The following is a 26,732-nucleotide window of genomic DNA, read 5'->3' on the forward strand; positions in this document are numbered from 1 at the left end:
GTATCAGTTCACTTGTTTAATTTCAAAACCAAGTTCGAGCAATGCTTCACGTTTTGACACAGGTGCGACTACGGCTTTAGATGCTTGCTGCTGACGCAAATATTGCTCCGCAACACGTTTTAAATCGTCTAAAGTCACCGCCAATAAACGCTCACGTAATACTGTGCGGAATGAGGGTGTACGCGCGTGCAATAATGCATAACATGCAGTAATCGCTTCACCTGCAGGCGAACCTGGTTTATCCATACTAGCAATTAAACCTAAAATCGCTTCTTCTAGTTGATGCGGCAATTGCTCTGCATTAAATAACCAATCAATACTCGCTTCAAAGTCTGCGAAAGTTTCTGCCAAGCGTGGATCACGATAACTGTAAAAACGGAATGAACATGCATTGCCATCGTAGCTTGCACCGCCACCGTAAGCACCGCCTTTTTCACGGATTGCGCTGTGTAAGAAACCATTGCGCAAATATGCAGCCAATACCATCAAAGGTGCAGCATCAGGATGCGACACTTCCACCGCAGGATACGCAGCCGCACAGAATTGCACATTGGCTTGAATCAACCATGCCTGATCTTGCGTTGAATGATCTACAGGAACTTGAGTTAAAGCAGCAGGATTTTCTGCAACAATAAGTTTATCCCAAACTTCTTGAACTTCTTCGACCAAACGGTCAGATTGATGTTCTTCACATACTAACAAAAATTGCTTAGGTGCTTGCAGTAATTTATGGTGAATCAATTGCAATTCAGCAATCAATTTCTCGTATTCCGCTACATCTTTTTCAATTTTAGCAACCAAGTCTGCCAACCAATTTAATGCGCCCAAACCTGTGTTGTTGTAATCACGCTGCGCCAAAGCACTGTGATGACGCCCTGCAATTTGCATGGCATAACTGTGCCCCGAACCCGACAAACGTGACTGCCAACGGGTTTTTCGTTGTTGTAACAGCTCAATAATGCGGTCTTTTTCATCAAAACGTAATTGCTCAAATGCTAATTTCAGCAAGCGGATGGCTTCAAGATTATTCACCAAAGACTTAGTGGTTAATGTGAGCCATGCACTGATCTGATTTTTGTCATCGACTTTAGAACGTAAAGATGCACCCATGCCCAAACCACCGCTAACTGCGGTTTGTAGCTGTTGCAATTCTAAATAGCCGTATTCACCTGCACCCACTTCGCCCATTAAAATGGACAGCAAATTAAAGTATGGCGATTGTACAATTTCATCTGGAATTTGAATCAACACTTGCTGATAGTAAATTCCATTGGTTCCTGCATGATATAAATTTAAAGGATAATCAATGCGGTTACTGATAATTTCACGCAACTCACCCTGCACAATATGCAAGGCTGCAGGCACATCTTCCAAACCAACTTTTGGCAATAAGTTCAAATCATCGGGCGTATCTTGACGGACTTTTAAAGCTTCCGTTTGCGCGACGATTTCTGCTTTTTGCTCATCTGTGAGTTGTGCGCCTATCTCAGCCAGACGTGCTTTTTCAAGTGCAGCATCTTTGGCCGATTTTTCTGCATCTGGAACCAAAGTCATTTGAACACGGTGCGGGTTATCAATTAAATGCGTCTGAATTAGCCGTGATAACCACATTGGATCTTTAAGTTCTTCTTTGACTTGCTCAATCGCAGTATCTACATCCCACACCTGAATTGGGTCATTGTGGTGAATTGCACTGCTTAAACCATTTAAAATCAAGCTCAATCCGTATGGCATACCATCGCCATTAATTTCACGCTGATGCAATTCAATTTGATGCAAAATTGCATCGACCAATGCCGTATCCACAGGCTGTGCAGCCACGTCTTGTAAAACTTTTAAAACGCCCGCCTGAAATTCTGCTGCATGTTCAGGGTTAGAACCTTGCACACCACAGAAGAAGGTCATTTCAAAGTTGGAATCATCCACGCCCATCAATGGCCCTGTAGATTGTGCATGCGCCCAAGTTTCCAAATAATGACGCAGTGGTGATGCAGAATTTTCAAGTAAAACACCTTCAACCAAACGCATACCTAAGCGTAATTTAATATCGCTTGCTTCAGGCAATAACCACGCCAAAACATGATAAGTTTTATCTTTCAGTTCTTCTGCATCGACTGCATAACTTTCAGTCACTGCCACTGGCGCAGCTAAACGACGCTCAGGCTTCGAATACAACGTTTCGCCCTGTTCAAATTTCGCCAAAGCCAACTGTTCAAACTGTTCTTGTAAATCGTATGCAGGCGTATTGCCAAAAGTCATAAATACCGCATTACTTGGGTGATAATGTGACTTATAAAAATCTACCAATTCTTGATAGGTTAAATCTGGAATATCTTTCGGGTCGCCACCTGAATTGTAGTGGTAAGTTGTTTCAGGGAATAAATGATAAGCCAATTGGTGATAAAGCTGATCGGATGGCGAACTCATCGCACCTTTCATTTCATTAAATACCACGCCTTTATAAACAGGCTCGCCATTTTCCAGCTCAATACGAATACCTTCCTGAGCAAAATCGAGAGGATTTAAATTGGCTGCAAAAGCCGCATCCATATACACCGCAAGCAGGTTTTGGAAATCTTTTTTGTTTTGTGTTGCAAATGGATAAGCCGTCCAATCTGCCGCGGTAAATGCGTTCATAAAAGTATTCAATGAACGACGAATCATTAAAAAGAACGGGTCACGGACAGGGAATTTTTCAGAACCACACAACGCAGTATGTTCTAAAATATGTGCCTCACCTTTGGAGTCCATCGGCTGAGTGCGAAATGCGACTAAAAATACATTTTCATCATGATCTGTCGCCAAATGATAATGCACCGCACCTGTAACTTTATGTTTATATTCAGACACTAAAATGTCTAAGGCTTCAACATGGTGTTGACGTACCAACTGAAACGCAGGATGTACAGTCTGGGAAATGGTTTCAGTGACATCTACAGTCATGTGATCTCCTAAAAATAAGCAAATAAAAAACTAAAGCCATTATAGCTTTAGTTCTTTAGATAATTCACGTTGAAAACCCGACTAAATTGATTGAAATTTGCAAAGTATCAACAAAATGCTGCGCTGCACTGGCTGTAGCATGAGCAAAACTAGATCAGGTATTTAAAATAACTATAGTTTGGATGATTTTCGACATACACATAATTCTGTTTTTGATAAAAATGCGCTGCCGATTTGGTATCAGTGTTTAAACACAACGCCGAAAAATTAGCACGTGCTTTTTTCTCTAAATGTTGCAAGAGCTGTTTGCCTACGCCATGTTTACGATAATTTGGCAAAACATAAAAACGACGTACACGTCCAATACGACTTTCAATATCTTGCTCATTCCATTGCTGGTTTAAGCCACCACATGCAACCAATTGATCACCATCGTAAACAAACAATAAAAACTCACCAGGCTGATTAAAGCGGTTTTTACCACTTTCCCATTCTTCAATTAAACGATGGACAAAATCAAAGCCTTCTTGAGCAGCATGTTTGGCCAAAGTCTGAATTTGCGTTGGTAACTCTTGTGCTTCTTTAATTTCGATGTTCATCTAACCTTCCTGATAACTCTGCTAAACCCCTATTTTTCATCAATAACATTCATTCAGCTGAATTTTATTCATGAAACTACAGCAATCCTGAGCATTGGTGTAAACTTAGCGTTTTTAATTTTGACTGTGATTTAAAGACATGGCAACTGTTGACCTTTTTGCAATTGGTAATGCATTAATTGACCAAGAATTTCAAGTCTCGGATGACTTTCTCATTCAACATAGCTTGCAAAAAGGTACTATGCAATTAACCGATGGTGAAACACAAGCAAATTTATACAACAACTTAATTAAAACACAAAGACATAAAGGCCAAGCTTCGGGTGGTTCTGCCGCAAATACCACCGTTGCATTTAGTGCTTTAGGTGGTCAAGCCTTCTATGCCTGCCGTGTTGGTAACGATGAATTGGGTGATATTTACCTCAAAGGCTTAAATGAAGCAGGTATTCACACCACAACCAAATCGGTCAGTGAAGGCGTTACAGGGACTTGTATGGTACTTGTGAGTGATGATTCTGAACGTACCATGCATACTTACTTGGGCATTACCGCAGAACTTTCTGCTACACAAATTGATTTTGAGCCACTTAAAACAGCAAAATGGCTTTATATCGAAGGTTATTTATCTACTAGTGATACTGCACGTGCTGCGGTAAAACAAGCGCGTGAAATTGCCAAAGCCAATCAGGTTAAAATTGCACTGACTTTATCTGATCCTGCCATGGTGCAATATGCGCGTGAAGGTTTGGATGAATTACTAGATGATGGTGTGGATTTGATCTTCTGTAACCAGCAAGAAGCCATGATGTACACAGGAACGGAAACGGCTGAAGCGGCATTAGAACAACTAAAACAAAAAAGCAAATACATTGTCATTACATTGAGCGCACAAGGTGCCCTAATTTATGATGGCAACAACGCTTTTTCTGTACCAGGTCGTCAAGTCACTGCTGTTGATGCCAACGGTGCGGGTGATGCCTTTGCAGGTTCATTCCTGTATGCACTCAATGCAGGCTTAGGTTTCCAAACTGCAGCTCAACTTGCCATTCTGATTTCAAGTGAAGTGGTTTCTCAATTCGGCCCTCGTCTTGCGGTAGAAGATTACGCTAAACTTTTGCATAGCATTCAAAAGGAATCTGCATAATGAATAAAATTTGTATGATGGAAGACATTCCTGAGCGTGAAGCACGTGCCTACGAAATGCCAAATGGTGACACAATTTTTATCACCCAACGTGATGGCATGTATTACGCTTACCAAAACGTCTGCCCACACCTACAAGTGGAATTAGAATTTTTAGAAAACCAGTTCTTAGACCGCGACCAAGAATATATCGAATGCTCAACGCATGGTGCATTGTTTATGGTTGAAACAGGTGAATGTATTTCTGGCCCATGTTTAGGTCAATCACTTGAGAAAGTTGAGATCAGCGTTCATTCAGATGGTGGGATTTACTTGATCAACGACTAACTTTTTTGCAACTTTCAGACAGAAGCGAAAAGTTCCAAATCTTAGCTCTATACAAAACCAGATCATTTATCTATGCTCTCTAAGCAGAGTTAGATCAATGATCTGCATCTAATAACATCACCTATAAATATTTCAACACGTGAGTTTAGCGCATGCATGAGTTTTTATCTGATTTGAACTTAATGCCCTTTCATCTCAGCCTAGTTGTTTTATTGCTACTCAGCACTGTCGAAACGATTGGTTATTACTTTAATTTTCGCCCAAGTCAGTTGCTCAAACGTGCATTTTCACAACGAATTACAGAATCACCACTTTTAGATGTTAAATTTTCTAAAGTACTGATTTTTGTTTTTTTACTGATGAATTTCAGTGTTGCAGGATATTTTTTACAGTTTTTGATTTACTCACAACAACAACATTTCGTTCCTGCTTATTACATTATTATTCCAGCGTTTATTATTGCCATCTTTTTTACAGTCTTCATGATTCACTGTTTAGACCAAGTGATTAAGCCCAAATATAGCGTGCGCCAAGTCGATTTACTCGGACGTTTAGCCACAATTTCCAGTGGTAATGCCCGTCCTGGTTTTTCTGCACAAGCACGTGTACGTGATGAGTTTGGGCAACTGCATTATGTGCAGGTTGAACCTGAATTTGGTGAACTTGAATTTCAAGCTCAAATTATTATTGTGCGCAAAAAAAGATCTCACTATCTTGCCAAAAAAATTTCGGCATCAAATAACCTATTTAGCAATCAATAAGTTATTTTTTAAGATTTAAAACCAATCTTGCTGACCTAAGAAAGTTAAAATTTTTCACTCTATCTCAACGCAATCTGTTTATTTATAAATGATACACTTCATGTGATCTGAACAATATTTAAACAAACTTATTATGAAAAAATGCTATTTACGTTAGACTAAGCCAAAGACAAAGTACCACTACATTGTAGGGAAATAAAAAAAATGTGCGGAATCGTCATTAAACTTTAACAAATGAATGAGAATAATTATTAGCTGATAATATCTCTAATTTATTGTGGTTTTTAGATTGATTTTTATTCATAGCAATTTAGTCAGATTTGGAATTATTAATTACAAGTGTTCCTGTCAAGTTTAAAAAATACTAATTTCTCCCGTTTATTATCAGCAAAACACAAAAACAAACCACTGATTTATAATAAGTTAACAATATATTTTCATTTTAACTGTGCCAGCTATTTTTTTTTGTATGTTTTTGTTTAATAATATAAAACACAGTTTAAAAAATAGGCTTATAAAAGTGAGCTTAGTTCCTAAAGATTTAAATAGAAAAGTAGTTCGTGAACTCACGGTCATTTTAATAATTAAGGTCGTGCTGTTAATGGTCATCAAAAATATTTGGTTTGATGCCCCAACTATTCCTCAAAATTTTGATTCACAAGTTGCTGAGCGTATTGCTGGCAGTCCTTCCTCAATCAAGGAGACACGTTGATGATTTCTGAAAGCGTGGTCGATCTCTCGCGGTTCCAATTCGCAATGACCGCGATGTATCACTTTATTTTTGTTCCACTGACTTTAGGTCTGGCTTTTATTCTTGCCATTATGGAAACCACGTATGTGATTTCTGGTAAAGAAATTTATAAAGACATGACCAAATTCTGGGGAAAACTCTTCGGTATTAACTTTGCCTTAGGGGTAACCACTGGTTTAACCATGGAGTTCCAGTTTGGTACAAACTGGGCGTATTACTCACACTACGTGGGTGATATCTTTGGTGCACCACTCGCAATTGAAGGTTTAATGGCCTTCTTCTTAGAATCGACCTTCATTGGTTTATTCTTCTTTGGATGGGATCGCCTCTCCAAAGTGCAGCACTTATGTGTAACGTGGCTGGTTGCGCTTGGTTCTAATATGTCCGCTCTCTGGATTTTAGTTGCCAACGGCTGGATGCAGAACCCAGTGGGTTCTACCTTTAACTACGAAACCATGCGTATGGAATTGGTTGACTTCGGGGCGTTAATTTTAAACCCTGTTGCGCAAGTTAAATTCGTACACACTGTTTCTGCAGGTTATGTAACGGGTGCTATTTTCGTTTTAGCGATTTCAAGTTATTACTTATTGAAAAAGCAAGACTTGCCATTTGCGCGTCGTTCATTCGCTATTGCAGCAATTTTCGGTTTAGCTTCTACTTTATCTGTAATTCTACTTGGTGATGAATCAGGTTATGAATTAGGTGATGTTCAAAAAACCAAACTCGCAGCAATTGAAGCAGAATGGGATACTCACCCTGCTCCTGCAGCGTTCACTTTATTTGGTATTCCAAACAAAGAAACGCAAACGACAGATTACGCAGTTAAAATTCCTTATGTAATGGGGATTATTGCAACGCGTTCTATCACCGAAGAAGTGACTGGTATTAAAGACCTGATCGCAAACCACGAAGTTCGTATTCGTAACGGTATGGTTGCTTATCAACAACTTGAGCAATTACGTGCGGGCGACCAATCTCCTGAACTTAAAGCTGCATTTGAGCAAACTCAAACCGATTTGGGTTATGGTTTATTGTTGAAAAAATACACGCCAAACGTAGTAGATGCGACTGACGAACAAATTAAAATGGCTGCTGCGGATACTATTCCACACGTACCAAGTTTGTTCTGGGCATTCCGTGCCATGGTAGCTTCTGGTTTCTTAATGCTGTTGTTATTCGCACTTGCAACTTTTGCAGTGGCTAAACGCAACGCAGAAAGTAAACCTTGGTTATTAAAATTTGCGTTATTCTCATTACCATTACCTTGGATTGCAGCGCAAACAGGTTGGTATGTAGCAGAAGTTGGTCGTCAACCATGGACAATTGGTGAAGTACTTCCAACACACTTGTCTGCATCTTCACTCAGCACTGGCGACGTATGGGGCTCAATCATTGCATTGGCAACGTTCTATACCGTTTTGCTGATTATTGAAATGTACTTGATGATCAAATTCTCACGTCTAGGCCCAAGCTCGCTTCATACTGGTAAATACCACTTCGAGAAAATTGAAGCTGCGAAAAAAGCCAATGAGGAGGCTTAAGCATGATCGAATATGAATTACTCAAAATCATTTGGTGGGTGTTAGTGGGTGTATTACTCATTGGCTTTGCCCTCACCGATGGCTTCGACATGGGCTCAATGGCGATCATGCCATTTGTAGGTAAAAATGACGAAGAACGCCGTGCTGCAATCAACACGATTGCACCGCACTGGGATGGTAACCAAGTTTGGTTCATTACAGCGGGTGGTGCGTTATTTGCTGCTTGGCCAATGGTATATGCAACAGCATTCTCAGGCATGTATTGGGCACTGCTCTTAGTTCTGTTTGCCCTATTCCTGCGCCCAGTTGGTTTTGACTACCGCTCAAAACTTGAAAACACCAAATGGCGTACATCTTGGGACTGGGGTTTGGCTGTAGGTGGTGCAGTTCCTGCATTAGTGTTCGGTGTTGCGTTTGGTAATATGTTCCTTGGCGTACCATTTACCCTAGACGAAACTGTACGTTCAACATATACAGGCAGCTTCTTTGCATTATTAAACCCATTCGCTTTAGTGTGTGGTTTAGTCAGCTTGTCTATGCTTTGCGCGCATGGTGGTGCATGGTTAATGCTGCGTACCGATGGTGACTTACGTGCACGCTCTGCAAAAGCAACGCAAATCATGGGCATTGTGTTCCTTGTGTGTTTCTTGGGTGCAGGCGCATGGCTATACTTCGGTGGTATCGAAGGTTATACCCTAGTCACTCCATACGACACGAACGGCGTAGCAAACCCATTGGCTAAAGAAGTTTTAACCAATGCAAACCCAGGTTGGATGAACAACTACTCAGCGTACCCTATTACCATGATTGCACCAATTATGGGCATCTTGGGCGGTATTTTGATTATTCTTGCAGCAGGTAAAAACAAAGCTGGTTTAAGTTTCACAGGTTCATCTTTAGCGGTGATCGGTGCGATTTTAACTGCAGGTTTTGCATTGTTCCCATTCTTAATGCCATCAAGCCTCAACCCAGTTGCAAGCTTGACCATGTGGGATGCGGTATCAAGTAAAAACACATTAACTGTAATGACTGTTGCAGCATGTATCTTCGTACCAATTATTTTGCTATACACCACTTGGTGTTACTACAAAATGTGGGGCGTTATCACCAACAAGCACATTAAAGAGAATTCACACAGCCTTTACTAAGGCTGTGTCTAAGGAGAATAAATTATGTGGTACTTTGCATGGATTCTCGGTATTCTGATGGCATGCTTTGCAGGTGTCTTGAGTGCCCTGTATATTGAATCTCATCAAGACCTTGACGAGGAATAATTAGATGACAGACACTGCAGTGAACGCTGAAACAACAGTTCAAAAACCGAACAAGATTGCGATGGTTATTTCATGTTTATTGGCATTCCCACTCGCAGCTGTACTGCTTCTTCATCCAGCAGCAATGCTGGATGCCAACGGTGAATATAGCCACCGTGCCATGATGTTTATTATGATTGGTATTTCAGGTGGCTTTGTACACGGTGTTGGTTTTATTCCACGCTTCTGGTTTTGGAAATGGTTATTTAGCCCATTTGTGGCTTGGCCATTGATGATTTGGGGTTATTACACTTGGTTCCTTTAATGAAGTGTAAATAAGTTCCTTAAAAAGAGCGCGATATGCGCTCTTTTTTATTGGCCTAATTTTAGGAGCCGCAGATCATTCCTTGCATCTTCATTATAAAAAACAGCGTACAAAATTTTGAAACGCACAATCTAAAAGATGAACTAATCTCAAAATTCAGGTATTAAAAAGCCAAACGCTGGTGTTTGGCTTCTTTCTCAACAATATTTTTATAACTATCGATGACAATACGTCTTGCTTAAAGCATATTGTTATTTTGGCTCAATGGGTGCAAACGGTGCAACCACATCGGCATTTTGCGCACGATGACGCATGAAATGATCCATCAACACAATCGCAAGCATAGCTTCTGCAATTGGCGTTGCACGCACACCTACGCAAGGATCATGGCGTCCTTTGGTCAGTACGTCTGTATCTTCACGGTTTAAATTAATGGTTTTGCCTGGCGTGGTAATACTGGCTGTTGGTTTTAAAGCAATCGCAACACGAATATCTTGACCACTAGAAATACCGCCTAAAATACCGCCTGCATGGTTCGCCAAAAAGCCGTCAGTGGTCAGTTCATCACGGGTTTCATGCCCAAACTGCGCTGCCACTGCAAAACCATCTCCAATTTCAACGCCTTTCACAGCATTGATAGACATCATGGCATGGGCAATATCGGCATCTAAACGATCAAAAACAGGTTCGCCCCAACCCACAGGCACTTTTTCAGCTACAATTTCCAGTTTTGCACCACAGCTTGTACCCTGTTCACGCAAAGACGTTACCAATGCTTCAAAACGTGGTACAGCATCGGCATCGCCACAGAAAAATGGATTATTTGGTACTTCGTTCCAATCTAGCTTTTCAGCTTTTTCTGTGCCAATTTGCGTGACGTGACCACGAATCACAATTCCAAATTTTTCGAACAGGTATTTTTTTGCAATTGCACCTGCTGCAACGCGCATTGCTGTTTCACGTGCGCTTGAACGTCCACCACCACGATAATCGCGGAAACCATACTTTTGCGTATAGGTATAGTCTGCATGCCCGGGGCGGAAAGTCTGTGCAATATTGCCGTAGTCTTTCGACTTTTGGTCGGTATTACGAATAAGTAAACCAATTGAAGTTCCAGTGGTTTTACCTTCAAAAACACCTGAAATAATTTCAACTTCATCGGGTTCTTTACGCTGTGTCGCAAACTTAGACGTACCCGGTTTACGGCGATCCAAATCTTTTTGTAAATCTTCTGCAGACAGTTCAATCCCCGGTGGCACGCCATCGACAATCGCCATCAGACCTACGCCATGAGATTCACCACAAGTCGTTACACGGAAAAGTTGCCCTATACTATTACCTGCCACGTCCAACGACTCCTTATGCTTGAACAGATTGAATAAATAAATCGCGATATTGACGGCATTGTGCTGCAGTCAATGCAAAAATACCTGAACCACCTTTTTGGAATTTTAACCAGTGCAAATCAACCGTGTTGAAATTCTGTTTCATCGCCCATTCAGAATTACCTACTTCAATCACAATCAGACCATCTTCAGTTAAGTAATCTGCCGCCTGCGCCAACATTTTACGGACTAAATCTAAGCCGTCTTGCCCTGCTGCCAATGCCAATTCTGGCTCATGATGGAATTCTTCAGGTAAATCTGCCATATCTTCCGCATCAACATACGGCGGGTTAGATACGATTAAATCATACTGATTTTCGGCTGGGATTTTGGCGAATAAATCAGACTCAAGCAACGCCACTTGGTATTGTTTGTTGTGATGTTCACAGTTAATTTGTGCGACTTCCAAAGCATCTTTTGAAATGTCAGTTGCATCGACTTCAGCATCTGGAAAAGCATAAGCCAAAGCAATCGCAATACAACCTGAACCCGTACACATATCTAAAATACGTTGTGGTGTTTTTGGTGCAGAATTAGCAGGTAAATTATTATCTGCTTCACGCATTTGACCATTTTCATCTAGACAATATGGCGCAAAACGATTTTCAATTAGTTCTGCAATAGGTGAACGTGGAATTAGAACACGCTCATCGACATAAAATGGTTTTCCGAAGAAATACGCCAAGTTTAATAAGTAAGAAGTTGGTACTTTTTCATTGATACGACGTTCGAGCAAGCTTAAAAATTCAGCTGCTTCGCTCGGCAATAATTTTGCATCTAAAATTTCAGCGTCTGCATTCCAGTCTAAAGACAAAGTTTGTAACACCAATGCAGAACTTTCTGCAAAATAATCTTCTGTACCTTGACCTAAATGTGCATCGTATTGACGTAGTGCTGTAACCCCAAAGCGAATAAAATCACGAATGGTTGATAGGTTTTCAGCAGCTTCCTGCAAATGTTCAGGGCTAATTGTCGGTCGATCCACTTAAGGCGCTCCAAGGTCTAATTATAAAACGCTTTATAATACCCTGTTTTACTCGGTTTTATAATGTTTAAGCGCATTTCAGACAATTATTTTAAGCTGCGACTTGGCTATTTAATGCCTACAAATTGACCTTGATAATAATCCGCACGTTCTACTGTCTGTGCCAATACACATTGACGACGTTGCATTTCTGCAAAATTGGTTTTGCCCGATAAATAGCAACGCTGTTTCACGCGATTTTCCCAAAGTTGATGCTGTTGTTGAATATTACTGGCATTGCCTGCGCTGCGTTTTACATAGGCTTTATAGTGTTTTTTGAGTCGTTTGGTTTGTGCTTTTTGCTCAGTTTTAATACATTTTTGCGATTGGGAAATTTTGCCATAACTATTGTTCATACATTGCGTATAGCCTTGTGAAACGCCATTCGCCCAAACTTGAGCTGTACCCAAAGTCAGCATCCCCAATAGTGTAAATATCCAAACTTTCATATTTTCCCCTGAGCGCAGTCTGTTTTTAAAGCGCGGTAAATTTTCAATATTTTATAATTTTACAAAACCCAAATTGCTGCATTGATGCTACAAGATTCAGGTTAAAAAGCATATAGTCAATCCCCTGCTTTTTATGATTCAGTCTATGATAAATGCACAACAATCATTGAAAAATGTGACAATATCCCAATAATTGAATTACTCATTTTATAGATGAAACTTTCAGCCTTATGAGCTACAAACACAATAATTTGATGGCCATGCGCCAAAGCTATTGGAACGACAACCACTCCGAAGCAGTCTTGATTGAAAAACAATTTTTTCAGCAAATTTTGATTGAAAACGGCATTTTTGAAAATTCGTCATTAGATGATGCCAAATATCTATTTTTTAGTTTGCCCAGCGTGATTATTGTTAAGGGATATGCGCATGGTTTTTTACACGATTCTGTAAAATTGATGATTCTCAAATTTATCCAAGACAACAAAGCGCAATTGATGAAAAAAGCCGAAACCAAAGTGCAATATCGGATGTAAAAGTACTTTTAAGCAGTTTTTCATACTTTTTTCACGAGGAAACTCGTCGTTCAGCAAGTTGAACTTTTTTAATACGTTAAGACGCGCTAATATCCGTTACAATCTAATTTTCCTGCGTATTGCTGATTTAAGGATTGATTTTAATGTCAGATCAGAACGATAAGCTTAAACAACTCAAGACTTCCTCTATGGATCGACGCTTATCCATCGCAAAGGCATCTTTACTTGCAGGAACACGATGGGCAGCCTCGAATGCCACCTCTATGTTTTCAAGCGAAGAAGAAAAAGAACGTAAACGAAAAAAAGCCATGAAAGAACAAGCCGATTACTTGGTGGCTGAAATTGGCAAACTCAAAGGCTCTATCGTGAAGATTGGGCAAATGATGGCGCTGTACGGCGAACATTTTTTACCTGAAGAAATTACGCAAGCACTCAACACGCTGAATAACCAGACTGTCGCATTGGCATGGCCTGCAATTAAACAGCAATTACAGGCACAGTTAGGTGCCAAACTTGATGATCTCACCATTGATCATGAGCCATTAGGTACAGCCTCTTTGGCTCAAGTTCACCGCGCGACCCGCAAGTCGGATGGTTTGGAGTTGGTATTAAAAATCCAATATCCAGGCGTAGCAGATGCGATTGACTCAGACATGAGCCTATTTAGAAATATGCTCAAATTGACACGCATGGTGCCGCAAACCCGTGAATTTGATCAGTGGTTTGATGAAGTGCGTGAAATGATGCATCGTGAAGTCAACTATCAAATTGAAGCGGAAACGACACGTCGTTTTGCTGCCCGTTTAAAAGATGATCCGCGCTACATTGTGCCGCAAATTGTGGATGAATACTGTAGCGACCAAGTGCTGTGTATGACCTTTGAACGTGGCGTACCGATTAACAGCCCTGTCATGCTCTCATTACCTCAAGAACGCCGTAACCAATTAGGCGAAGCCTCTTTAGAAATTGCTGTGCGTGAAGTATTTGAATGGGGCGAAATGCAGACTGACCCGAACTTTGGCAACTACTTAGTTCGCTTAGGTAATGGTGAAGATATTCACGATAAAATTGTACTGCTCGACTTTGGTGCTATTCGTCAATTTGATCAACACTTGCTGACTGTGGCGCGTAATTTGATCAAGGCGGGTTATTACCACGACCCACAAATGATGGTGAATGCCATGACGGGTTATGAGTTTTTTGACAGCATCCCTGAAAGCATTAAACCTGACATGGCAAAAGTGTTTCTATTGGCAACCGAAGCCTTTAGTCACTTAGACAATAACCGCGATTTACCTGCAGGCGTGATGGATGAACAATCGCGCTATGACTGGAAAAAAAGTCAGCTGCATAGCCGTGTCATGCAACAAGCATCTAAATCGATGGCTTCGCGTTACTTTAGTGTGCCGCCTAAAGAATTTATGTTTATTAGCCGTAAATTTATTGGTGCCTACACCTTTATGACCGTGATTGATGCGAAAACCAATGTCCGCAAAATGATTCAAAAGTTTATTTAAGTCCCAACTTTTATTTCTTTGATCAAAGCTGTTATATAGACCTAAATGATTGTTGCCCACTCGATGCAATTGTCATTTAGGTCAATTTATTTTAAAAGCGTAGATTTCTATAAAATTAATAATCTATAAAAATCCACATATTAGTCCAGTTATAAGAAAATTTTTACCGTTTATCTTTGACAATTCTGCATGTCAGCAATGACATAGTTTTTTTATAGTCTGCATGTCAGCATAAAAAACAAGCATTCTCTGTGTAGGACAACACAATCATGAGTCAAATGATAAACAAAGCCCAAGGATTCGGCTTAGCGCTACTCACTAAAATGGCATCGAGTGATCTGCTCGATCAATTCAAATTACGCAAATGGGTTGAACAATCTCTATATCACTCAGCCAAAGCAGGTTTTAAAACCTTTGAAACCACTCAAAAAAATTTTAAAAGCACACAAAAATTACCGCAACAACGACTGACACGTCAATCCAAAGATTTATTTGATTTGTCATTGAGTGAAGAACAGCAAATGCTGGTCGATGCCATGCAGCAATTTGCTACAGAAGTGATCTATCCATTGGCACATCAGGCAGATCATGATGCGAAATTCCCACAAGTATTATGGCAATACAGCACAGATTTAGGTTTGAACACCTATGCTCTGCCCGAAGCTTTAGGCGGTGTTGCCACTGAACAAAATATTGTCAGCCATATTTTAATTGCCGAACAATTGGCACGTGGTGACTTTGGCTTAACCGCAGGATTACTTTCCACATTTGGCGTAATGAATGCCATAACTCGCTGGGGTTCAGAACAGGTTCAAAATCAGTATTTATCTGCGTTTTCCGAAACAGACGCGAACCATCCAACGCCACTTCAAGCCACTTTTGCGATTCAGGAAAATACTGCTGCGTTTAATCCGTATCAGCTAAAAACCAAAGCGACTTTGCAAAATGGACAGTACCTAATTACAGGTGAAAAAACGCTGGTGATTTTGGCCGAAACAGCAGATTTATTTTTGGTTAGTGCAGAGCTAAATGGTCAAGCCGATGTGTTCATAGTGCAACGTGATGCTTCTATTCAATTTAAAGCAGCGCCTGCAATGGGCTTAAAAGCCTGCGAAACCGCGACTTTAAAGTTTAATCAGACACCTGCAGCACGTTTAGGCACAGATGATTTTGATTACAGCGCATTTTTAGATTTAGGTAATCTCATGTGGTGCGCCATGGCAGTTGGTTGCTGTGAAGCAGTGAAAAGTTATTGTATTCGCTATGCCAATGAGCGCACTGCATTTGGCGAACCAATTTCACATCGTCAAAGTGTGGCTTTTATGATTGCAGATATGGCCATTGAAATTGAAGCCATGCGCATGCTGTTGCTGAATGCAGCGAGTCTTGCCGAATCGGGTAAAAACTTTCATCGAGAAGCATATTTAGCACGTCTGCTCTGTGCAGAAAAATCTATGCAAATTGCCACCAATGGCGTGCAAATTTTAGGTGGTCATGGCTTTACCAAAGAACATCCTGTAGAGCGTTGGTATCGTGATTTACGTGCGACTGCAATTATGCATTCAGGCTTGCATGCTTAATCTCACACCATCAATAAACGATAGCCAGCTAGAAAAATAAGGAATACATCCATGAATTTACAAAATCCAAAAAAATTCAAAATGTTGGTCGATCAGGCACATGAAGTTGCTTTAAATGTATTACGTCCCATTTCAAGGAAATATGATAAAGCCGAACACGCCTACCCGAAAGAATTAGACATGCTTGCCGCCTTAGTTGATGGTATGAACCAAGCGGGCGATGGCATGAATGCAGGTGCAGCAGTCAACAAACGTGGTGACACATCTACAGGTAACAAAAATGGCGTAAATATGTCTACCGCACTGAGTATTGTCGAAATGTGTTATGGCGATACAGGTTTATTACTCAGTATGCCACGCCAAGGTTTAGGTAATTCTGCGATTGCTGCGGTGGCCAATGAAGAACAATTACCACGCTTTAATGGTGTTTGGGCAGCCATGGCAATTACCGAACCCAACTGTGGTTCTGACTCTGCGGCTATTCGTACCACTGCCACCAAAGTAGACAATGAATATATTTTAGGCTCTAGACTAGCAAAATGATTATGTTAGTCTAGAATCATGATAGAAAACAGTAAATTAAGTCACTACAAGATTAAAAAAATTATTCAATGCTTTTGTGTTGATATTCCTGCTTCCAAAACAGCCTTATTACTCAATTTAAATCGTAATACGATTAACTATTGGTACATGCTTTTTAGAGAAACTATCTATGATCATCAAACAGATTTAAGAGCTAAGTTTGTTGGTTCAATAGAAGTAGATGAAAGCTATTTTGGAGCGAAAAGGCAACGTGGGTTTCATGGAAAGTTAAAGCGTGGTCGTGGGACTCTAAAACAGCCAGTATTTGGAATATTCGAACGTAATGGGCGCGTCTATACTGAAATCGTACCTGACTGTAAAATGAAGACTTTACAAGAGGTTATCATTGGTAAAGTTTCACTTGAGAGTGTGATTTATAGTGATGGATGGCGTGGCTATAATGGTCTTGTTGATGTGGGTTATTCAAAGCATTTTAGGGTAAATCACGGAGCAAATGAGTTTGCTAGAGGAGAATGTCATATAAATGGAATAGAATCATTTTGGAGCTTTTGTAAAAGAAGGCTAGCAAAGTTTAACGGCATATCAAAAGAGTACTTTGATTATCATCTTAAAGAAACTGAATGGCGTTGGATGAGGGAACCTAATGAGTTAGCAACTGAGCTGTGGAACCTCATTAGGTAAAATTAAGTGTAAATCTGCTAGTCTAGAGCCTATTTTAAATGGTGAAAAGATTTTTGTGACCTCTGGTGACCGCGCCGATGCCGTTGTTGTGTGGGCAACCTTAGACAAAAAACTGGGACGTGCTGCGATCAAATCCTTTGTTGTGACTAAGGGCACACCTGGCATGACCGTGGAACGCTTAGAACATAAATTAGGGATTAAAGCCTCGGACACAGCAACAATTCGATTTGAAAATTGCCGTGTTCCTGCGAGCAACCTTTTAGGCAATACAGAAATTGATGTTGCCAAGGGGTTTGCAGGTGTGATGGAAACTTTTGATAACACTCGCCCTTTGGTGGCAGCTATGGCCGTTGGTTGTGCCAAAGCCGCTTTAGAGCGGATTAAGGAAATTTTTAAAGACCAATTAGATGCAAATTATGCCACGCCCTATTTACAGTGTTCACATATCGCAGCACAGATTTATCGGATGGAAGCAGAATGGGAAGCCGCACGTTTATTGATGCTCAAAGCAGCATGGATGGCAGACAATAAACAGCCTAACTCACGCGAAGCTTCTATTTCCAAAGCCAAAGCTGGTCGCGTGTGTAATGAAATCACGCTCAGGTGTGTCGAGTTAGCTGCATCGGTGGGTTATAACGAAGATGAGTTATTGGAAAAATGGGCACGTGATTCGAAAATTTTAGATATTTTTGAAGGTACGCAACAGATTCAGCTATTGATTATTGCCCGTCGTGAATTAGGTAAAAGTTCGAGTGAGCTCAAGTGATTTTATGATTTAAGGCATATAGTAAAGTAAGATAAAAGACAGATTTTCATAGAAATATTGCTATAAATTTCTGTCTTTTTCTATATAAATTAATCTTCAGGTGAAAAAATTGCGATATATCTTGCTAAAACCTCATCCAAAACATCTGCGTGCGAGGATTCTAAAAACCGCGCGTGTCTAGCTTCAAAATCTAAAGCTCTAGGTTGATCACAACGCACAATACCTGTAGTTTTCCCACCAATAAGCTCTACAGCGAAACCCATATTTCGTGCAAAGTTTCCACCAGAAGTAATAGGCAAAACAATCGGCATTTTAGTAATAAGATTAAATGACTTAGGTGAAATAACAAATACAGGTCGCTTACCTTGTTGTTCATGTCCAAGTGTTGGATCTAATGAAATCAAATAAATATCGCCTTGATTCATTAGATTTCTTCTCGCCCAACTGCTTTTACATCATGCCACGCATCTTGCTTTAATGCTAAAGCTTGATGCTCTTGCAGCAAGTCAGCCAATTTATAAGATGGCTTCGCTTTAGGTTCGACCACTAACTTACCATTCACAATGCTCAGAGAAACTTCCTTTCCCGCATCTAAACCTAAACTTTTTAATAATGTAGGCGGTACGGCAAGCATGACCGAACCACCTACTTTTCTCAAGTTTGTATGAATCATACCCACCTCAATATTATATAAATATATAACTTTATTATGCGCCAAAATGAGATGAAGTCAATTCATAGTAAGATGAGTGAAAATAGACATCTGGTATACATCTCAATCTTTCCTTTGAAAGATATATACAAAAGAAATATCAAAATGAATATTAAAAAATAATCTTAATAATTCAATCAATTATCCACCACACCAAATTTCTTAAAAATTCGTGCACGGCGTTTAGGCTGAATATTGGCTTTGTTTAAATTGCCTTGATAATGTTCAAATACACGTTTATCCATAATTTTAAACCACAAAGGTGGAATCATGGCAGGCAGCAACATGCTGGCATAACCGCTTGGTAATTCAGGCGCTTCATCAAAATGTCGCAAAGCCTGAAATGGTCGGGTTGGATAAGCATGATGATCGGAATGACGTTGTAATTGATACAAAAACAAATTGGTCACAATATTGTTATTATTCCAGCTGTGTTCAGGCATAGTGCGCTCATATTTGCCATGCGCATCTTTTTGTCTAAGCAAGCCATAATGTTCTATATAATTAATTATTTCAAACAGGCTAATGCCATAAAAAGCCTGTGTCGCCAAATACGGAATGATCCCAGTACCAAAACGCGCCAACAATGCAGCATGAAATGCCGCACTCATGCCCCAGCCTTGTAATAATTCATTGTCTTTCGACCAAAAACTTTTGCCTTTACGTTTTAAACGCTGAGTTTCAATTTGCAGTGCAGACTTAAACGAACCTTTTACCGTGCGGGGCCAAAACTCATAAAATGTTTCTCCCATACGTGAAGATGCAGGGTCTTCAGGTGTCGCAGCACGTTTATGATGCCCATACGGATGCTCAACCCGAAAATGGTTATATCCTGTTGGTGCTAAAGCCAAATGTGACAGTAAGTGATCTATTTTTGAAGATTTATGGCTGAGTTCATGCGCAGTATTGACAGCAATACCATTCACCATCCCCATGGAAATACCCAGAAAAATTTTATCGACTAACGAGGTTTGTGGCCGTCCAACCAAATAAGCTGCATAAATATTGGCGGTATATTGCAAAGGAATAAAACTTTTCACCAAACGCGAATAATACCGATCTTCCTCAAGTCGTTTCACATCTTCATTGCTTGGGTTATTGGCATCTTGACCAATTAAAGTATCAATTGTTGGAATAATCACATGCAATAATAAAGGGCCACCTAGAGCAAAAACTTTTTTCGCAGGCTTCGGAGCGAATTGATAACCCGCCAAAATCCCCATCCCCAATACAGGTAAAAATGGGCTGATCAACCATAAATAACGCTTTTTATCGAGTTGAGCCGCGCTTTTATAAGAAACATCCTGTTCCATCTCTTTAAGCAAATGAAGTGGTGCGTTCATCTTATTTTCTTCCTTCTACGCTGTTCTACCTATATATTTGAGGAAAGACACGAGAATGAACAGTTGCAGACGTCCAAAAAAGCTATGCAAAAGTCTTTGGCGCAAAAATGCGCTATATTGTCCTGAAATCACAGGTTTATTTTTTATAATGATTTATGCTTAAAATATGGATGCTTTAAGTAAAATTTTTGATGATATACATCTGCACCAATCAGAATATATCTATTTAAATCCTCAAGGAGATTGGTCATTTCAATATCGTGACCAAGGGGCAATGCTGGCTTATGTAGTACTACAAGGCTCGCTGCATATCCATTTATCTGCACAGACACACCTTCACATTGATGCAGGTGATATTGTCCTGATTCCATCGGGTTGCAGTCATTACGCAAGTGCAACTGCAGACACTCACTGGACAGAACACTTTGATATTTCGGATTTATTTCAAATTCAGTCACAGCAGTCAATAAATTTTGGCACGATAAATCACACACAAGCTGAAGACGCATTTATTTTGGTGATTCAATGCCACATGGACACCACCATGGCAAAACCGCTTTTAAGTGCCCTACCCGAATATCTGCATATTCCGCATATCATGTGCAGCACAGCGCCCGAGTGGTTACAAATTGGCTTGCAATTTTTAGCGGTGGAAAGTCATCAAATCCGACCGGGACGGGATAAAATATTAGATCACTTGGTCAGTATTTTACTGATTGAATGTGTGCGTGATTATATTTTTCAGCTTGATGACTCAAATAACTGGCTCGGCGCTTTGGCACATCCTGAACTTTCCAATGCGCTCGCAGCTATTCATGGTCAACCCGAAAAAGCATGGACGGTAGAAAGTTTGGCAGAACAATGTTGCATGTCACGTTCTAAATTTGCCAATTTGTTTAATCAGGTGATTGGTGAGCCGCCTTTGGCATACTTACAACAACATCGGCTACGCTTGGCATCGCATTATTTACAGCAAGGACAATTGTCGATTCAACAAATTGCCCATCGTGTCGGTTATTCTTCCGAAACCGCCTTTAGCCAAACTTTTAAAAAGCAATTCGAGCTAACACCTAGCCAGTATCGGCAGCAGTTTCAAAACAACAATGCAATCACGAAATGAACAGTTTAACGATCTAAAATCGCCAAAATTGCTTGTGCAGGGTCTTCGCTGTTATCGGACAATAATTGCTTATGCATAGTGATATGTTGCATCACTTGAATTTGTGCAGTTTCGATATAAATTAACTTTTCAATTTCTGCTGCCAAACGCTCTGGTGTTGCATCATCCTGAATTAATTCCTGAATAACCTTTTTACCTGCAATAATATTTGGCAATGAATAATAAGGAATTTTCACCAACAGTTTCGCAATCCAGTACGTAATGCGATTGAGCTTATAAAACGTAACCATTGGACGATGTAATAGCATCGCTTCTAACGTCGCCGTGCCTGAAGCCAGTGCAATCATATCGGACGCATTCATTACCTGACGACCAATTTTGGATTCTGTGCCACGATTTTCCATCAATTGCACTTTGTCTTGTAATGCACTCGGATAAGACTGCAGTAACGCTTCAATTTGTTGTTTACGTGCATCATTAATTGCAGGAATTAAAAACTTAAACTGCGGATATTTTTGCGTCAAAATATAAGCCGCATCTAAAACTAACGGCCCTAAACGCTCAATTTCACCACGTCGGCTACCAGGCAATAACGCAATATGTTGTTGCTGTTGGTCTAAACCCAATTCTTGTTTTGCTGCAGCAATTGGATTTTCCAACGGCAACTGACTCGCCAAAGGATGTCCGACAAAGGCTGCAGGCACATCCCATTTTTTAAAAAAGGCTTTTTCAAACGGAAATAAACACAGTACCAAATCTATACTGGCTTTAATGCCATGTACCCGACCTTGTCGCCATGCCCATACCGAAGGACTGACATATTGCACGGTTTTAATCGGCAAGTTTTTCTGTTTTAAGCTTTTGGCAAGACGTAAATTAAAATCAGGCGCATCAACTCCGACAAAGACATCGACGGGATGTTGAGTCCACTTTTCGACCAAACCATCCCGTACTGCAAAGAGTTTTTTCAAATCTTTCAGCACTTCAACAATGCCCATTACCGATAAAATATCCATCGGATAATAACTTTTAAAACCTTCCGCAATCATTTGTGGGCCACCAATGCCTTCAAACTCTGCATCAATGCCTTGCTCACGAAAACGTCGCATGAGTTGTGCCCCTAAAGTATCACCCGATACTTCTCCCACAACGATACCTATTTTAAGTTTCCGATTTTGCAAGCGTTTTATCCTCTAAATTTTAATTGATATGAATTTTCGCATTTTAGCATAGCCTCTGTATTTTGTAAGAAACAGAAAGTAAGCCGTGGCTTGAATCTGCAATCTTTTGCGCTGGTTTTCCACATTGACTATATCTGTTTTAAGAATAAGTAAATCACTAATCAAGACAACAGCTTATTGCCAAAAGTCATAATATATTCACGTTTTTTGACTTCGGCATATCTTCATGGTTGGTCCTTTAGAGTTTATTTTGGCAGGTGTATTGGTCGGCTTCTGCGTAGGTGTGACTGGCGTGGGTGGCGGCTCACTGATGACTCCCATTCTGATCAGCTTGTTTAAAATTGAACCGCATATCGCAATTGGAACAGACCTACTTTATGCCGCTATTTCAAAGTTCTGCGGTTCATTGGTTCATGCCAAAAAAATGAATATTGTATGGCCCATTGTGATTTGGCTTGCGGTGGGCAGTATCCCTGCTTCATTTGCGACCCACTGGGTTTTAGAGAATTATTTAAGCCAATCTACCCATTACAAAATGGTACTGACCGTGGTACTGGGCTTTATGTTGACCTTAACTGGCATCTCAATTGTGTTTCGCAGTCAAATTGAAACGTTTTTTAATAAATACCGTAAACAAGAATTGCCCGATATGACCCAAGACCTTGAAAAGGTCAAACTACAGGCTGCAGATAAGCGTGCCCTCATTGTAATTATGGGAGTTGTACTGGGTGTATTTGTCACACTTTCTTCAGTGGGTGCAGGTGCTTTTGGCATCATGGCATTGGTGCTGATGTTCCCGAATCTACCGATGATTCGTATTATCGGTTCAGATGTCGTGCATGCCGTCTTACTTACCCTAGTTGCAGGCTTAGGTCACATGAGTTCAGGCAATGTCGACTTTCACCTATTGGTTTGGTTGTTGGTTGGCTCGATTCCTGCAATTGTGGTGGGAACTTTAGTCAGTTCACGTTTACCTGAAAAAGTGATTCGTAAAGTTTTAGGTATTACCTTATTTATTATCGGGATTAACTTTATGGTCAATCCTGTGAAATCAAAACCTATCAGCACACCAGAAACTGCAACAGCAGTTTCTGAGGCACAAGCCAGCCAATAATGAATGCTTTATCTGACAGGATTTTGCTAAAACAGACCGTTTAATTTATCTACCCGATTCATCACTTATTTTTTAAAGAAGTATTCATCTTTTTATAACAAAATACAGTGAAATTCATGTTATATTCAGACTATTAAACAATCTTTTGTATGATCAAACCAGTGACGGCAATGAATACTTTACAGTCTAATCCTCTTACACAATCAGACATCGATGACGTGAATATTGAAAGTATTCAGCCACTCGTGACTCCTGCAGAATTAAAAACTGAGTTACCTTTGACTGAAAATGCTTATCAAACCGTTCTTCGTGGTCGTGAAACAATCCGCAATATTTTAGATGGTAAAGACAAGCGTCTATTTGTGGTGATTGGTCCATGTTCTATTCATGACCCTGCTGCTGCACATGAATATGCAGATCGTTTAAAAGTATTAAGCGAAAAAGTAAAAGATTCTCTTTATATTGTGATGCGTGTTTATTTTGAAAAACCACGTACTACAGTGGGCTGGAAAGGCTTAATTAACGATCCAGACATGAATGACTCTTTTAACATTGAAAAAGGCTTGCGTCTTGGTCGTAAACTTTTACTTGAGTTAAATGAAAAAGGTTTGCCATGTGCGACTGAAGCACTTGATCCAAACTCTCCGCAGTATTATCAAGATTTAATTTCTTGGTCTGCAATTGGTGCACGCACTACAGAAAGCCAAACGCACCGTGAAATGTCATCTGGTCTTTCTTCTCCAGTCGGCTTTAAAAATGGTACAGATGGCGGCTTAACAGTTGCTACCAATGCCATGCAGTCGGTAAAACACGGTCACAGCTTCTTGGGTCTTAATGATCAAGGTCAGGTTTCAGTAATTCGTACTAGCGGTAACCCGTATGCACACGTGGTTTTACGTGGTGGTAATGGCAAGCCTAACTACGATGCAGGCTCTGTTGCAGATGCTGAAAATGCATTAAACAAAGCCAAAGTCAGCACCAAAATCATGATTGACACCAGCCATGCTAACTCAAACAAAGACCCATTCTTACAGCCATTGGTATTAAAAAATATCACTGAGCAAATTTTAGATGGCAATAAGTCTATTGTTGGGATTATGGTCGAAAGTCACCTGAAAGGTGGTCGTCAAGATATTCCTGAAAACTTATGCGATTTAGAGTATGGTAAGTCTGTGACTGACGGTTGTATCGACTGGGATACCACTGAAAAAGCATTGCTTGAAATGCATGAAGCATTAAAAGACGTTTTAGTGAATCGTTAAGATTTAAAAACGCCATCTTCATGATGGCGTTTCTATTTGTAGCATAGGAAATTCTGCGCGCATGAATGACATTGAAACCCAACTTAGCCAAATTAAAAATTTCCAGTTCATTCATGAGCGTTTGTTTTCTTCAGGTCAGCCTACGGCTGAAGAATTAAAACAAATTAAAGAATATGGTATTGGCACTGTCATTAATTTGGCTGAAAGTGATGCGGAACACGCCCTTCCCCATGAAGACAAAATTTGTCTGGATGTTGGACTAAACTATATTCAACTGCCAATTTCATGGGAAACACCATCCTCTGATCAATGTTTATTATTGCTCGATTTGGTCAATCATTTATTAGAAAGCCAAATGGTGTGGGTACATTGCAGCAATAACAACCACGTCAGTAGTTTAATGTATTTGCATCGTCAATATTTTATGGATGTGGATATTGCAACGGCTCAAGACTTTTTACATGATATCTGGAAACCCAATGAAACTTGGACAGGCTTAATTCACGCCGTTTCTTTGCAATTACAAGGTCGTAAAGCCACGCAAGATTTACAACAAGCTTTAGAATCTGCTGAACTTTCTTAATTCAGCAGATTGTATAGATAAAATTCTAACGCGATTATTTTGTATGAGAAATCAATACAATCGCTGTTGCTAAAATACCTTCCTGACGCCCAGTAAAACCTAATTTTTCAGTGGTTGTCGCTTTGATACTGATTTGTGTGACCTCTACATCCAATACATCAGCGACACTTTGGCGCATTTCTAGCGTATGCGGTGCAAGTTTAGGACGTTCGCACGCCACAGTAATATCGGCGTTATTCAGTTTATAGCCACGGTCTAAAATGAGTTGATAAACCTGTTTAAGCAATACCCGACTATCTGCACCTTTATAATTTGGATCGGTATCTGGAAAATGCTGCCCAATATCCCCCAGCGCCAAAGCACCTAATAATGCATCGCATAGTGCATGCAGCACTACATCACCATCTGAGTGTGCTTTTAAACCTTGTGTATGAGGAATTTGAACACCTGCAAGCGTCACAAAATCTCCCGCTTCAAAGGCATGAACATCTAATCCTTGTCCAATACGAATCTGTGCAACCATGTTCAACTCCTGTAGAAATAAATCATTGAAATCTTGTATTCATACTTTCGATTTCGCTATATTAGACCTAGCGCAACATAGTGAAAGTATAAGCGATCATGCTGTTGAAATCTGAGATTCATCTTATCAAAAACTTAAGTACACTGCTGTTATTTGGCTGTTTATATTCATCTTTCTCTTATGCACAAGGGATTGATTGTAGATCTACACCCAATAAAAAGTTGGCGCAGGTGTGCACAGAAAATTTCTCAGAATTGCGTGAAAAATTAAGTGATCAACATTTAACAGCTTATTTGATGAGTGATGCGCCTATTCGCTTGTTAGAAGATACTCAGCAATTGTGGATCCAACGCTTACAGCAATGCAAAAGCTTAAATTGTTATACTCAGCAATTTGATTTTAGAATTGATCAACTGAATTTTTTCACTTCAATGAATCAAAGCATGACTCAACATTATTTAAAATATGAAAATGGTCAATTTGCTGCACAACCCGTACATTTACAAATTCATCAACTCAATAAAAACAGCATTAAAATTGAAGGTATTGCTTATCGCAATCCAAATAACCGCCTTGAAAGCCAAAGTATTGCCTTTTTAGCTTATACAACACCTGATCAAAAAAACAAAATCATCGACAATGAGCACGATTGCAGTTATGAGTTTAATTATTCTAAAGCAATCTTAAAAATTCAAACCAAACAAAAAGGTTGTGAACGCTTTGCGGGCATCTATCGTTTATACGATTAATGCTGAACAATAGATTGTATT

General features: G+C 40.0%; 27 protein-coding genes and 2 pseudogenes. 19 read left to right on the forward strand and 10 right to left on the reverse strand.

Annotated elements, in window-relative coordinates; all coding sequences use genetic code 11:
* Positions 1–3: 3 nt before the first annotated feature.
* Together ACEO2X_RS01090 and ACEO2X_RS01095 are read right to left on the reverse strand one after the other, a co-directional pair.
* Positions 4–2,943: an insulinase family protein gene (locus ACEO2X_RS01090; protein WP_371970957.1), complete on the reverse strand. Its 2,940-nt coding sequence runs from the start codon at positions 2,941–2,943 to the stop codon at positions 4–6.
* A gap of 149 nt (positions 2,944–3,092) precedes the next feature.
* On the reverse strand, positions 3,093–3,542 hold the full coding sequence (locus ACEO2X_RS01095; RefSeq protein WP_004973417.1) for a GNAT family N-acetyltransferase: 450 nt from the start codon (positions 3,540–3,542) through the stop codon (positions 3,093–3,095).
* 139 nt (positions 3,543–3,681) lie between these two features.
* Here ACEO2X_RS01095 and ACEO2X_RS01100 point away from each other — a divergent pair, with 139 nt between their 5' ends.
* From ACEO2X_RS01100 to ACEO2X_RS01135, 8 genes are all read left to right on the forward strand, one after another.
* A complete protein-coding gene (locus ACEO2X_RS01100; protein WP_004973415.1) occupies positions 3,682–4,686 on the forward strand; it encodes an adenosine kinase in 1,005 nt (334 codons plus the stop codon).
* Between the two features lie 14 nt (positions 4,687–4,700).
* Positions 4,701–5,012: a Rieske 2Fe-2S domain-containing protein gene (locus tag ACEO2X_RS01105; protein WP_180072852.1), complete on the forward strand. Its 312-nt coding sequence runs from the start codon at positions 4,701–4,703 to the stop codon at positions 5,010–5,012.
* A gap of 152 nt (positions 5,013–5,164) precedes the next feature.
* Positions 5,165–5,773 (forward strand): OB-fold-containig protein, encoded by a 609-nt coding sequence (locus ACEO2X_RS01110; protein ID WP_096900848.1) that lies wholly within the window; start codon positions 5,165–5,167, stop codon positions 5,771–5,773.
* A gap of 520 nt (positions 5,774–6,293) precedes the next feature.
* Entirely contained in the window at positions 6,294–6,485 is a 192-nt protein-coding gene (gene cydP, locus ACEO2X_RS01115) for a cytochrome oxidase putative small subunit CydP (RefSeq protein ID WP_004973408.1), read from the forward strand.
* Positions 6,485–8,065 (forward strand): cytochrome ubiquinol oxidase subunit I, encoded by a 1,581-nt coding sequence (locus ACEO2X_RS01120; RefSeq protein ID WP_371970958.1) that lies wholly within the window; start codon positions 6,485–6,487, stop codon positions 8,063–8,065. The genes cydP and ACEO2X_RS01120 overlap by 1 nt, the downstream gene beginning before the upstream one ends.
* A 2-nt stretch (positions 8,066–8,067) precedes the next feature.
* Positions 8,068–9,213, forward strand: coding sequence for a cytochrome d ubiquinol oxidase subunit II (gene cydB, locus ACEO2X_RS01125; protein ID WP_004973405.1), 1,146 nt, complete (start codon positions 8,068–8,070; stop codon positions 9,211–9,213).
* Positions 9,214–9,237: 24 nt separating this feature from the next.
* Positions 9,238–9,339 (forward strand): cytochrome bd-I oxidase subunit CydX, encoded by a 102-nt coding sequence (gene cydX / locus ACEO2X_RS01130; protein ID WP_004860610.1) that lies wholly within the window; start codon positions 9,238–9,240, stop codon positions 9,337–9,339.
* A 4-nt stretch (positions 9,340–9,343) separates the two neighbouring features.
* Entirely contained in the window at positions 9,344–9,643 is a 300-nt protein-coding gene (locus ACEO2X_RS01135) for a cyd operon YbgE family protein (RefSeq protein WP_004973403.1), read from the forward strand.
* Positions 9,644–9,894: 251 nt separating this feature from the next.
* Here the strand turns inward: ACEO2X_RS01135 and aroC are convergent, their stop codons facing one another.
* The 3 genes from aroC to ACEO2X_RS01150 form a co-directional block, all read right to left on the reverse strand.
* Positions 9,895–10,989, reverse strand: coding sequence for a chorismate synthase (gene aroC / locus ACEO2X_RS01140; RefSeq protein ID WP_004973401.1), 1,095 nt, complete (start codon positions 10,987–10,989; stop codon positions 9,895–9,897).
* A gap of 13 nt (positions 10,990–11,002) precedes the next feature.
* Positions 11,003–12,013, reverse strand: coding sequence for a 50S ribosomal protein L3 N(5)-glutamine methyltransferase (gene prmB / locus ACEO2X_RS01145; protein WP_371970959.1), 1,011 nt, complete (start codon positions 12,011–12,013; stop codon positions 11,003–11,005).
* 107 nt (positions 12,014–12,120) lie between these two features.
* Positions 12,121–12,501 carry a lysozyme inhibitor LprI family protein gene (locus ACEO2X_RS01150; protein WP_371970960.1) on the reverse strand — a complete coding sequence of 127 codons (381 nt, stop codon included), beginning with the start codon at positions 12,499–12,501 and terminating at the stop codon, positions 12,121–12,123.
* Between the two features lie 230 nt (positions 12,502–12,731).
* On the opposite strand from ACEO2X_RS01150, the gene ACEO2X_RS01155 reads away from it, so the two are divergent.
* From ACEO2X_RS01155 to ACEO2X_RS01180, 6 genes and pseudogenes are all read left to right on the forward strand, one after another.
* Positions 12,732–13,037 (forward strand): hypothetical protein, encoded by a 306-nt coding sequence (locus ACEO2X_RS01155; RefSeq protein WP_154320717.1) that lies wholly within the window; start codon positions 12,732–12,734, stop codon positions 13,035–13,037.
* Positions 13,038–13,180: 143 nt separating this feature from the next.
* The gene (locus ACEO2X_RS01160) at positions 13,181–14,554 is read left to right on the forward strand and encodes an AarF/ABC1/UbiB kinase family protein (protein WP_004973390.1); all 1,374 of its coding nucleotides are present in this window, start codon (positions 13,181–13,183) and stop codon (positions 14,552–14,554) included.
* Between the two features lie 269 nt (positions 14,555–14,823).
* A complete protein-coding gene (locus ACEO2X_RS01165) occupies positions 14,824–16,134 on the forward strand; it encodes an acyl-CoA dehydrogenase family protein (protein WP_154320716.1) in 1,311 nt (436 codons plus the stop codon).
* Between the two features lie 51 nt (positions 16,135–16,185).
* Positions 16,186–16,656 (forward strand): annotated as a pseudogene (locus tag ACEO2X_RS01170) (acyl-CoA dehydrogenase); the annotation flags it as partial.
* Between the two features lie 39 nt (positions 16,657–16,695).
* Positions 16,696–17,358, forward strand: a complete 663-nt coding sequence (locus ACEO2X_RS01175) for an IS1595-like element ISAcra1 family transposase (protein ID WP_004783898.1) — start codon at positions 16,696–16,698, stop codon at positions 17,356–17,358.
* A 28-nt stretch (positions 17,359–17,386) separates the two neighbouring features.
* Positions 17,387–18,124, forward strand: a pseudogene (locus tag ACEO2X_RS01180) (acyl-CoA dehydrogenase family protein); the annotation flags it as partial.
* A gap of 89 nt (positions 18,125–18,213) precedes the next feature.
* On the opposite strand, the gene ACEO2X_RS01185 reads toward ACEO2X_RS01180, so the two are convergent.
* From ACEO2X_RS01185 to ACEO2X_RS01195, 3 genes are all read right to left on the reverse strand, one after another.
* Positions 18,214–18,549, reverse strand: a complete 336-nt coding sequence (locus tag ACEO2X_RS01185; RefSeq protein WP_004973384.1) for a type II toxin-antitoxin system PemK/MazF family toxin — start codon at positions 18,547–18,549, stop codon at positions 18,214–18,216.
* Positions 18,549–18,797 (reverse strand): AbrB/MazE/SpoVT family DNA-binding domain-containing protein, encoded by a 249-nt coding sequence (locus ACEO2X_RS01190; RefSeq protein ID WP_371970961.1) that lies wholly within the window; start codon positions 18,795–18,797, stop codon positions 18,549–18,551. Before ACEO2X_RS01190 ends, ACEO2X_RS01185 begins: the two co-directional genes overlap by 1 nt.
* Positions 18,798–18,973: 176 nt before the next feature.
* Positions 18,974–20,149: an alkane 1-monooxygenase gene (locus ACEO2X_RS01195; protein ID WP_371970968.1), complete on the reverse strand. Its 1,176-nt coding sequence runs from the start codon at positions 20,147–20,149 to the stop codon at positions 18,974–18,976.
* A 196-nt stretch (positions 20,150–20,345) separates the two neighbouring features.
* Here ACEO2X_RS01195 and ACEO2X_RS01200 point away from each other — a divergent pair, with 196 nt between their 5' ends.
* Complete coding sequence (locus tag ACEO2X_RS01200; protein WP_096900855.1) at positions 20,346–21,299, forward strand: AraC family transcriptional regulator; 954 nt, start codon at positions 20,346–20,348, stop codon at positions 21,297–21,299.
* A 5-nt stretch (positions 21,300–21,304) separates the two neighbouring features.
* Here ACEO2X_RS01200 and lpxB read toward each other — a convergent pair whose 3' ends face one another.
* Positions 21,305–22,480, reverse strand: a complete 1,176-nt coding sequence (gene lpxB / locus ACEO2X_RS01205; protein WP_004973375.1) for a lipid-A-disaccharide synthase — start codon at positions 22,478–22,480, stop codon at positions 21,305–21,307.
* A gap of 226 nt (positions 22,481–22,706) precedes the next feature.
* Here lpxB and ACEO2X_RS01210 point away from each other — a divergent pair, with 226 nt between their 5' ends.
* The 3 genes from ACEO2X_RS01210 to ACEO2X_RS01220 all read left to right on the forward strand — a co-directional run bounded on the left by ACEO2X_RS01210 (position 22,707) and on the right by ACEO2X_RS01220 (position 25,439).
* A complete protein-coding gene (locus ACEO2X_RS01210) occupies positions 22,707–23,594 on the forward strand; it encodes a sulfite exporter TauE/SafE family protein (RefSeq protein WP_104852074.1) in 888 nt (295 codons plus the stop codon).
* A 170-nt stretch (positions 23,595–23,764) separates the two neighbouring features.
* Entirely contained in the window at positions 23,765–24,856 is a 1,092-nt protein-coding gene (locus tag ACEO2X_RS01215; RefSeq protein WP_042068745.1) for a 3-deoxy-7-phosphoheptulonate synthase, read from the forward strand.
* A 61-nt stretch (positions 24,857–24,917) separates the two neighbouring features.
* Positions 24,918–25,439, forward strand: coding sequence for a protein tyrosine phosphatase family protein (locus tag ACEO2X_RS01220; RefSeq protein WP_131260883.1), 522 nt, complete (start codon positions 24,918–24,920; stop codon positions 25,437–25,439).
* Between the two features lie 34 nt (positions 25,440–25,473).
* On the opposite strand, the gene ispF is transcribed toward ACEO2X_RS01220, so the two are convergent.
* Positions 25,474–25,962: a 2-C-methyl-D-erythritol 2,4-cyclodiphosphate synthase gene (gene ispF, locus ACEO2X_RS01225; protein WP_004973369.1), complete on the reverse strand. Its 489-nt coding sequence runs from the start codon at positions 25,960–25,962 to the stop codon at positions 25,474–25,476.
* Between the two features lie 98 nt (positions 25,963–26,060).
* On the opposite strand from ispF, the gene ACEO2X_RS01230 reads away from it, so the two are divergent.
* A complete protein-coding gene (locus ACEO2X_RS01230; protein WP_004973366.1) occupies positions 26,061–26,711 on the forward strand; it encodes a hypothetical protein in 651 nt (216 codons plus the stop codon).
* Positions 26,712–26,732: the final 21 nt, after the last annotated feature.

It is taken from the genome of Acinetobacter sp. AL9, from assembly GCF_041464035.1.
GTDB classification, from domain to species: domain Bacteria; phylum Pseudomonadota; class Gammaproteobacteria; order Pseudomonadales; family Moraxellaceae; genus Acinetobacter; species Acinetobacter towneri.

Bases quoted from the DNA above. Each gene is read 5' to 3' on its own strand.
- ACEO2X_RS01090 (WP_371970957.1), bottom strand. From the start codon at position 2,943: ATGACTGTAGATGTCACTGAAACCATTTCCCAGACTGTACATCCTGCG.
- ACEO2X_RS01095 (WP_004973417.1), bottom strand. From the start codon at position 3,542: ATGAACATCGAAATTAAAGAAGCACAAGAGTTACCAACGCAAATTCAG.
- ACEO2X_RS01100 (WP_004973415.1), top strand. From the start codon at position 3,682: ATGGCAACTGTTGACCTTTTTGCAATTGGTAATGCATTAATTGACCAA.
- ACEO2X_RS01105 (WP_180072852.1), top strand. From the start codon at position 4,701: ATGATGGAAGACATTCCTGAGCGTGAAGCACGTGCCTACGAAATGCCA.
- ACEO2X_RS01110 (WP_096900848.1), top strand. From the start codon at position 5,165: ATGCATGAGTTTTTATCTGATTTGAACTTAATGCCCTTTCATCTCAGC.
- ACEO2X_RS01120 (WP_371970958.1), top strand. From the start codon at position 6,485: ATGATTTCTGAAAGCGTGGTCGATCTCTCGCGGTTCCAATTCGCAATG.
- cydB (WP_004973405.1), top strand. From the start codon at position 8,068: ATGATCGAATATGAATTACTCAAAATCATTTGGTGGGTGTTAGTGGGT.
- cydX (WP_004860610.1), top strand. From the start codon at position 9,238: ATGTGGTACTTTGCATGGATTCTCGGTATTCTGATGGCATGCTTTGCA.
- ACEO2X_RS01135 (WP_004973403.1), top strand. From the start codon at position 9,344: ATGACAGACACTGCAGTGAACGCTGAAACAACAGTTCAAAAACCGAAC.
- ACEO2X_RS01150 (WP_371970960.1), bottom strand. From the start codon at position 12,501: ATGAAAGTTTGGATATTTACACTATTGGGGATGCTGACTTTGGGTACA.
- ACEO2X_RS01155 (WP_154320717.1), top strand. From the start codon at position 12,732: ATGAGCTACAAACACAATAATTTGATGGCCATGCGCCAAAGCTATTGG.
- ACEO2X_RS01160 (WP_004973390.1), top strand. From the start codon at position 13,181: ATGTCAGATCAGAACGATAAGCTTAAACAACTCAAGACTTCCTCTATG.
- ACEO2X_RS01165 (WP_154320716.1), top strand. From the start codon at position 14,824: ATGAGTCAAATGATAAACAAAGCCCAAGGATTCGGCTTAGCGCTACTC.
- ACEO2X_RS01175 (WP_004783898.1), top strand. From the start codon at position 16,696: ATGATAGAAAACAGTAAATTAAGTCACTACAAGATTAAAAAAATTATT.
- ACEO2X_RS01185 (WP_004973384.1), bottom strand. From the start codon at position 18,549: ATGAATCAAGGCGATATTTATTTGATTTCATTAGATCCAACACTTGGA.
- ACEO2X_RS01190 (WP_371970961.1), bottom strand. From the start codon at position 18,797: ATGATTCATACAAACTTGAGAAAAGTAGGTGGTTCGGTCATGCTTGCC.
- ACEO2X_RS01195 (WP_371970968.1), bottom strand. From the start codon at position 20,149: ATGGAACAGGATGTTTCTTATAAAAGCGCGGCTCAACTCGATAAAAAG.
- ACEO2X_RS01200 (WP_096900855.1), top strand. From the start codon at position 20,346: ATGGATGCTTTAAGTAAAATTTTTGATGATATACATCTGCACCAATCA.
- ACEO2X_RS01210 (WP_104852074.1), top strand. From the start codon at position 22,707: ATGGTTGGTCCTTTAGAGTTTATTTTGGCAGGTGTATTGGTCGGCTTC.
- ACEO2X_RS01215 (WP_042068745.1), top strand. From the start codon at position 23,765: ATGAATACTTTACAGTCTAATCCTCTTACACAATCAGACATCGATGAC.
- ACEO2X_RS01220 (WP_131260883.1), top strand. From the start codon at position 24,918: ATGAATGACATTGAAACCCAACTTAGCCAAATTAAAAATTTCCAGTTC.
- ispF (WP_004973369.1), bottom strand. From the start codon at position 25,962: ATGGTTGCACAGATTCGTATTGGACAAGGATTAGATGTTCATGCCTTT.
- ACEO2X_RS01230 (WP_004973366.1), top strand. From the start codon at position 26,061: ATGCTGTTGAAATCTGAGATTCATCTTATCAAAAACTTAAGTACACTG.